We start from the raw sequence: 2,500 nt of genomic DNA, 5'->3' as shown, positions 1-2,500 counted from the left end.
CGGCAGACACACGGCGGGTGCTAACGTCCGTCGTGAAAAGGGAAACAACCCTGACCTACAGCTAAGGTCCCCAAGTTATGGCTAAGTGGGAAAGGATGTGAGGATCCCAAAACAACCAGGATGTTGGCTTAGAAGCAGCCATCATTTAAAGAAAGCGTAACAGCTCACTGGTCTAAATAAGGGTCTTTGCGCCGAAAATGTACCGGGGCTAAAGCCATACACCGAAGCTTAGGGTTTGCAGCTTGCTGCAAGCGGTAGCGGAGCGTTCTGTAAGCTGACGAAGCCGTACCTGTGAGGGGCGGTGGAGGTATCAGAAGTGCGAATGCTGACATGAGTAACGTAAGGGGTGTGAGAGACACCCCCGCCGAAAGTCCAAGGGTTCCTGCTTAAAGCTAATCTGAGCAGGGTTAGCCGGCCCCTAAGTCGAGGCAGAAATGCGTAGACGATGGGAACCACGTTAATATTCGTGGGCCTGGAGGAAGTGACGGATCACGTATGTTGTGGGGTCTTATTGGATTGATCCCTGCAGCGGAGTGGTTCCAGGAAATAGCTCCTCCTTATAGACCGTACCCGAAACCGACACTGGTGGACTGGTAGAGTATACCAAGGCGCTTGAGAGAACTATGCTGAAGGAACTCGGCAAATTGCACGCGTAACTTCGGAAGAAGCGTGACCCTTTCCTGCGCAAGCAGGGTGAGGGTGGCACAGACCAGGGGGTAGCGACTGTTTATCAAAAACACAGGGCTCTGCGAAGTCGCAAGACGACGTATAGGGTCTGACGCCTGCCCGGTGCTGGAAGGTTAAGAGGAGAGGTGCAAGCTTTGAATCGAAGCCCCAGTAAACGGCGGCCGTAACTATAACGGTCCTAAGGTAGCGAAATTCCTTGTCGGGTAAGTTCCGACCTGCACGAATGGCGTAACGACTTCCCCGCTGTCTCCAGCATAGACTCAGTGAAATTGAATTCCCCGTGAAGATGCGGGGTTCCTGCGGTTAGACGGAAAGACCCCGTGCACCTTTACTATAGCTTTACATTGGCATTCGTAGTGGCATGTGTAGGATAGGTGGTAGGCTTTGAAGCCAGGGCGCCAGCCTTGGTGGAGCCACCCTTGAAATACCACCCTTATCTCTATGGATGTCTAACCGCGGCCCGTTATCCGGGTCCGGGACAATGTATGGTGGGTAGTTTGACTGGGGCGGTCGCCTCCTAAAGAGTAACGGAGGCGCGCGATGGTGGGCTCAGACCGGTCGGAAATCGGTCGTCGAGTGCAATGGCATAAGCCCGCCTGACTGCGAGACTGACAAGTCGAGCAGAGACGAAAGTCGGTCATAGTGATCCGGTGGTCCCGTGTGGAAGGGCCATCGCTCAACGGATAAAAGGTACGCCGGGGATAACAGGCTGATGACCCCCAAGAGTCCATATCGACGGGGTTGTTTGGCACCTCGATGTCGACTCATCGCATCCTGGGGCTGGAGCAGGTCCCAAGGGTATGGCTGTTCGCCATTTAAAGCGGTACGTGAGTTGGGTTCAGAACGTCGTGAGACAGTTCGGTCCCTATCTGCCGTGGGTGTAGGAATATTGAAAGGATCTGTCCCTAGTACGAGAGGACCGGGATGGACGGATCTCTGGTGGACCTGTTGTGGCGCCAGCCGCATAGCAGGGTAGCTATATCCGGACGGGATAACCGCTGAAGGCATCTAAGCGGGAAACCCACCTTAAAACGAGTATTCCCTGAGAACCGTGGAAGACGACCACGTTGATAGGCCGGGTGTGGAAGTGCGGCAACGCATGAAGCTTACCGGTACTAATAGTTCGATAGGCTTGATCGTTCTCATTCCTTATGTTCATCGCAGTGCGATCCCAAAGGGATCGTCACGAAATGCGACAAAAGCACAAAAACAGCTTCTCGATTAACATGCGCTTTGCCGACCTGGTGGTTATGGCGGAGCGGCTGCACCCGATCCCATTCCGAACTCGGCCGTGAAACGCTCCAGCGCTGATGGTACTTCGTCTCAAGACGCGGGAGAGTAAGTCGCTGCCAGGTCTGCCAAGCGCATGTTAAATCTTCTCGATACAAAAGGCCCGCCAACGGGTAGACGGGCCGCGTAAGCGGCCCTTTCCTTTGGCAAAAGCCAGACAAAAGACATTTTGCCTGTCGCAAAAGTCTGAAAACGTTGAAAAAGGACATTTTGCCTGTCGCAAAAGTCCGGTGGCGCGGGGTGGAGCAGCCCGGTAGCTCGTCAGGCTCATAACCTGAAGGTCACAGGTTCAAATCCTGTCCCCGCAACCAAATACCAAAACAGCCCAGCTTGTCTGGGCTGTTTTGGTATTTGGACGCAGGTGACGGTCGAGGTGAACCTGCATCAGGGGCCCGCCAGAAGGCAAAGCCGACGACGCGGGACAAAAAGCCAAATCCTGTCCCCGCAACCAACAATAAAAGCCCGCCAAGGTGAAAACCACGGCGGGCCTTTTGCTATCTGGAACCCACTGACTGCCCGATCT

Annotated in this window: 1 tRNA gene and 2 rRNA genes (1 of these 3 cut by a window edge); all 3 read left to right on the top strand. The window is 54.4% G+C overall.

Annotated features, from left to right (window positions below):
• A 23S ribosomal RNA gene (locus SLT36_RS02715) occupies positions 1-1,827 on the top strand; it begins 985 nt to the left of the window's first position.
• Positions 1,828-1,927: 100 nt separating this feature from the next.
• Positions 1,928-2,042, top strand: a 5S ribosomal RNA gene (gene rrf / locus SLT36_RS02710).
• 169 nt (positions 2,043-2,211) lie between these two features.
• Positions 2,212-2,288: transfer RNA gene (locus SLT36_RS02705), tRNA-Met, on the top strand.
• Positions 2,289-2,500: the final 212 nt, after the last annotated feature.

Origin of the sequence: Aminobacter sp. BA135 (assembly GCF_050859125.1) — a bacterium.
Lineage (GTDB): Bacteria > Pseudomonadota > Alphaproteobacteria > Rhizobiales > Rhizobiaceae > Aminobacter > Aminobacter ciceronei.
The sequence above is the reverse complement of the archived record's forward strand: the minus strand, read 5'-3'. Positions and strand labels throughout refer to the sequence as shown.